This is a genomic window from Streptomyces sp. NPDC059564 (assembly GCF_042735575.1).
GTDB lineage: Bacteria > Actinomycetota > Actinomycetes > Streptomycetales > Streptomycetaceae > Streptomyces.
Genome location: NZ_JBHWBP010000461.1, coordinates 1 through 5,168, shown reverse-complemented (window position 1 = coordinate 5,168; position 5,168 = coordinate 1). Strand labels below are relative to the sequence as shown.

Below are 5,168 nucleotides of genomic sequence, written 5' to 3'. Positions count from 1 at the left end.
GGGTTACAGCCAGCCCTTTTCGCGGGCCACGCGTACCGCTTCGGCACGGTTGCGCGCCGCCAGTTTCTGGATGGCCGTCGAGAGGTAGTTGCGGACCGTGCCCTGCGACAGGTGCAGGCGGGCCGCCAGTTCCGCGTTGGTCGCGCCGAACTCCGTCTCCCGCAGGACCTCCCGCTCCCGGTCCGTGAGGGGATTCGCGCCCTCCGCCAGGGCCGCCGCCGCCAGGGTCGGGTCGATGACCCGCTCCCCCGCCAGGACCTTCCGTACCGCGTCCGCGAGTTGCGCGGCCGGCGCGTCCTTGACCAGGAACGCGGAGGCCCCCGCCTCCATCGCGCCGCGGAGGTAGCCGGGCCGGCCGAAGGTGGTCAGGACGACGATCTTGAGGGCGGGTTCCGCGGCCCGCAGCGCGGCGGCCGCCTCGATGCCCGTCATGCCCGGCATCTCGATGTCCAGCAGGGCCACGTTCACGTCGTGGGCCCGGGCCGCCGCCACGACCTCGTCGCCCCGGGCGACCTGGGCCAGCACCTCGATGTCCGGCTCCAGGCCCAGCAGCGCGGCGAGGGCCTCGCGGACCATCGACTGGTCCTCGGCCAGCAGGATGCGGATGGGCGCGGCGTCGGTCATGAGGGGGATCCTAGGGGGACCCGGACCAGCACGCGGAAGCCGGTCTTGCCCGCCGGGCCCGCCGACAGGCTGCCACCGACCGCTTCCAGCCGCTCCGTGAGGCCGGTCAGGCCGTTGCCGGGGACGGCGGGGCCGCCCGCGCCGTCGTCGGCCACGGTCAGCTCCATCACCGGGCCCGCCAGCGTCTGGCAGGACGTCAGGGTGACCGTGCAGCGCTTGGCCCCGCTGTGCCGGACCACGTTCGTCACGGCCTCGCGCAGCGACCAGGCGAGGGCCGATTCCTCCTCCTCGGCGAGTTCCGCCGGGGCCTCCGTCGGCAGGTCGGCCGCGACCCCGGCCGCCGTCAGGGCCGTACGGGCACCGGCCAGTTCGCCGGGCAGGGTGGGCCGCCGGTAGCCGCTGACGGCCTCCCGAACGTCGACCAGCGCCTGTCGGCAGACCTGCTCGATGTCGGCCACCTGACGGGCGGCCCGGTCGGGGTGGTCCGGCAGCATCCGGCCCGCGAGCTCGCTCTTCAGCGTGATCAGCGACAGCGAGTGGCCCAGCAGGTCGTGCAGGTCGCGGGCCATCCGCAGGCGTTCCTCGTTGGCCGCGAGCTGCGCCACCGTGGCCCGGGCCTCGCGCAGTTCCATGGTGGTGCGGATCATGGCGCGGACCCCGACCATCGCGAATCCGCCCATCAGGGCCGGGATCAGCAGGCCCGCCAGGTACTCGTCGCCGCCGGGCACGACGGAGGCCGTCGCGGCGAGCAGGGCGGTGGCGCCGGGGACCGTCCAGCGGGAGCACTCCCCCGGCAGCGCGGCGCCGGAGGAGATGGACACGTAGACGAACAGCACGAGCCATTCCCGGCCCAGGGTCAGGGACAGGACCGTGGCCTGCGCGGCGAGGACGCCCAGCGAGAGCAGCACCCGCGGCACGGCCGTCTCGCGGCCGACCCGCAGGACGAGGACCAGGTACCAGACGACGAACGCGGCGAGACCGAGCGTCCCGAGCAGCCGGGCGCCGGCGCTGTGGCCGCCCCGGACCAGGTCGATGACGGGGGCGCTGAGGTAGAAGAGCCACAGGCCGGTCCACGTGAGCTTCACGATCTGGTGGCGGCGGTTCTCGGGGCGGACCCCGATGCGGATGCCGCCCGTCGCCCGCGTCGTGCCCGGGTCCGTGTGCTCTTGCACCGTCACTGCGTTCACGCCTTCAGCGAGTCCTTGCGGTACAGCCAGGCGGCCGCACCGGTGAAGAGTACGAAGTACCCCGCGAGGATCGCCACGTCCTTGACGTGGGGGGCGCCTCCCAGCTCGATCGCCTGGCCGAGGCCCGCGTAGGCGTGGGTCGGCAGCCACTCGGAGATGTTCTGGAGCCACTGCGGGAAGTTCGTGGTGGGCATCCACAGGCCGCCGAGGATGGAGAGGCCGAAGTAGAACAGCATCGTGATGGGGCGGACGGTGTCCCCGCTGGCCAGGTAGCCGATGGCCACGCCCAGCGCGGCGAAGACCAGGCTGCCGGCCCAGATCGCGGCGGTGAGGGAGAGCCACTGCCAGGCCTCGAACCGTACGTCCTTGACTCCGGCGGCGACGGCGAAGACGACGAGGATGGCGGGCAGCGAGAGCACGCCCGCGCTGGCGGTCTTGGCGAGGACGTAGCCGCGGCCGGGCAGGGCGGTCAGGCGCAGCTGGCGGACCCAGCCCTTCTCCCGCTCCTTGGCGATGCGTTCGCTGTTGCCCATCAGGACGGCGGTCAGGGCGCCGAAGGAGGCCATGGCGACCATGTAGAAGGCGGGCATCGTCAGTTCGGTGCCCAGGACCTTGGTCTTGCCCGGGATGGTGCCGCCGAGCATCAGGAAGAGGGCGGCCGGGTAGAGCACGGTGAAGAACAGGTACTTCTTGTTGCGCAGGGCGCGGGTGATCTCCAGCTTGACCAGCTGGTACGTTCCGGCGTTCATCGGGTGGCCTCCTCGGCCTCGGTGAGGGCGATGAAGGCCTGCTCCAGGCCGAGGCCCGCGACCTCCAGGTTCCGGGGGTAGAGGCCGAGCCCGTACACGGCGTGCACGGTCGCGTCGGCGTCGCTCGACTGGAGCTTGACGGTGGCGCCGTGCCGCTCGAAGGCGGTCAGGCCCGGCAGGGCGCGCAGCGCGTCTTCGTCGACGTCTCCGTCGAGGTCGAAGGCGACCTTGCGGGCTCCGGCCTTGGCCTTGATCTCGGCGGCGGTGCCGTCGGCGAGGAGCCGGCCCTTGTTGAGGACCAGCACCCGGTCGGCGATGGCGTCCGCCTCTTCCAGGTAGTGGGTGGCGAACAGGACCGTGCGGCCCTGGGCGGCCTGTTCCCGCATGGTGGCCCAGAAGGCCTGGCGGGAGGTGACGTCCATGCCGGTGGTGGGCTCGTCGAGGACGATCAGGTCGTTGTGGCCGGCGGTGGCCAGCGCGAAGCGGACCCGCTGCTCCTGGCCGCCGGAGAGCTTGTTGACCATCCGGCCGGCGATCTCCGCGATCCCGGCGCGGGTGAGGACCTCGTCCACGGGGTGCGGGCGGGGGTGCAGGGCGCAGCCGAGCGAGACGAGCTCGCGTACGGTCACTTCCTCCATCAGGCCGCCGCTCTGGAGCATCGCGCCGACCCGGCCGGCCGCGAGGGCCTCGCGGGGCGTGGTGCCGAAGAGGCGGACCTCGCCGGAGTCGGCGGGGCGCAGTCCGAGGAGGAGGTCGAGGGTGGAGGACTTCCCCGCGCCGTTGGGGCCGAGGAGGGCGACGGTTTCGCCCGGGTGGAGTTCCAGGGAGAGGCCGTCGACCGCGCGGACCTGGCCGTAGCTCTTGGTCACGTTCTGGAAGCTCACCACCGTGACGGGCGTGGTGTCCGGGGCGGCGGCTGTGTGCGCCGGGGTCGTCGTCGTCATGGCTCAAGGTTCGCCCGTACGGGGGTGCGCCCGGCAGTGTCCGCCGTCGTGACTGCGGCATGACGGATGTCATGCCGTGGACATGACGGGCAGTCGTGCCGGACGCGACGCGGCCCCTCCCCGGGGGTCCGGGAAGGGGCCGTGTGCGGTGTGCGGGACCGTCAGCTCGCGTTGGTGTCGATGGTCACGGTCCGCTCGGCGGGGGACTTGCCGACGAGCGCCTTGCCGAGGGCGCCGACGACGTCCTGCGGGGTGACGGCGGTCTTCGCGCCGGTGCCCCGCGTGATCATGATCCCGTCGAAGGTGTTCCCGTAGGTCTCCTTCAGGGCCTCCAGGTCGTACTTCTCGACGAGGCGGCCGTCCACCACCGTCATGCTGAGGATCTTCGGCAGGGACTTGGCACCGAAGTTGATGCTCTTGGTGCCCGCCTTGACGGTGGCGACGCCGGACATCGCCGGTTCGGCGAACTCCTTCATGGCCCGGTTCAGTTCCGCCTGGGTGACGGTGGGTTCCTTGGTGGCGGTGGGGAGTTCGACGGCGGCGGCCTTGCCGGTGGCGACGAGCTCGTGGAAGGCCTTGTTGACGATGTCGACGGAACCGTCGACGTCGAGGCTGGTGCCCGCCTTGCCGGGGACCGCGACGGGCTTGCCGGTGTCGAACTTGATGGTGCCCTCGGTGGCCGAACCGGCGGTGCCGGACAGCTCCTGGAGGGCGACCCGCAGCTTCTCCTCGTCAACGGGCATGACGGCCTCGGCCGTGCGCTCGACGCCGAAGAGCGAGCCGACGACGGTGACGGGGTTGTAGTCGCTGCCCGCCGCGTTGCGGACCGTGGTCTGGCTGTCGAGGGTCAGGCCGGCCTTCTCGGGCTTCAGCTCGACCTGCTTGCCGCCCACGTTCAGCTGGAGCGGGGCCGAGGCGCGGGTGCCGAAGGCGCCCTGGAGCTTGCTGATGGCCTCGTCGCGGCTGCCGCCGATGTCGACGCCGAGGACGGTGGTGCCCTTGGGGACGTCGGAGTGGTTCATGAGCAGCCCGGCGCCGTAGGCCACGCCGGCGAGGACGACGACGGCGCCGCCGAGCAGGACCAGCTTGGAGCGGCCCTTCTTGGCCGGCTTGGCGGGCTTGCCGGCCTTCCCGGCCTTCTTGCCCTTCGCCGCCGGGGCGGGCGGCACCGGGGTGGTCTGCCGCGGCGGCTGCGGGCCGGGGGGCGGCGAGAGCGGGCCGGGCGTCGGCACCGGGCCGCGGGCCGGGGCGTCCATGGCCTCGGGGCCGGGCCAGCGCGGGGTCTCGTCGCCCCGTACGGGTACGGTCCCCATCGCGGGTCCCCCGGTCGGCCCCTCGGGCTCCGCGAAGGCCGGGAACGCCTCGGTGACGGGGCCGCCGTCGTACGCCGGGTACGCGGGCGCGCCCACGCCGGGGCTGCCCGCCGCGGGGGCGGGCGCGAAGCCCGCGCCGCTGCCGTGCGGCGCCGGGGGCTGCGGGTGCCCGGGCACGGCCGGGGGTGCGAAGCCCGCGCCGGGGGCCGGGGCGCCGGCGGGTGCCGAGGAACCGTAGCTCGCGCCGGCCGGCGCGGGGGCCGGGGCGGGGGCCGGGGCGGCCTTGCGGGGGGCGAACCAGTTGCTGGCCGCCTCCTCGCCACCACCCTGGCCGGCCGCGCCGTCGGCCTG

The 5,168-nt window shown here is 73.6% G+C and carries 5 protein-coding genes; all 5 read right to left on the bottom strand.

The features are described 5' to 3' along the window. Positions 1-3 precede the first annotated feature (3 nt). Complete coding sequence (locus ACFV0Q_RS38170) at positions 4-624, bottom strand: response regulator (RefSeq protein ID WP_385012239.1); 621 nt, start codon at positions 622-624, stop codon at positions 4-6. Continuing rightward, complete coding sequence (locus ACFV0Q_RS38165; protein ID WP_385012236.1) at positions 621-1,811, bottom strand: sensor histidine kinase; 1,191 nt, start codon at positions 1,809-1,811, stop codon at positions 621-623. The genes ACFV0Q_RS38170 and ACFV0Q_RS38165 overlap by 4 nt, the downstream gene beginning before the upstream one ends. Continuing rightward, positions 1,808-2,560 (bottom strand): ABC transporter permease, encoded by a 753-nt coding sequence (locus ACFV0Q_RS38160; protein WP_385012233.1) that lies wholly within the window; start codon positions 2,558-2,560, stop codon positions 1,808-1,810. The genes ACFV0Q_RS38165 and ACFV0Q_RS38160 overlap by 4 nt, the downstream gene beginning before the upstream one ends. Next, positions 2,557-3,504 (bottom strand): ABC transporter ATP-binding protein, encoded by a 948-nt coding sequence (locus ACFV0Q_RS38155; RefSeq protein WP_385012230.1) that lies wholly within the window; start codon positions 3,502-3,504, stop codon positions 2,557-2,559. Before ACFV0Q_RS38155 ends, ACFV0Q_RS38160 begins: the two co-directional genes overlap by 4 nt. Before the next feature lie 161 nt (positions 3,505-3,665). After that, the coding region (locus tag ACFV0Q_RS38150) for a hypothetical protein (RefSeq protein ID WP_385012227.1) at positions 3,666-5,168 on the bottom strand (1,503 nt) is incomplete at its 5' end.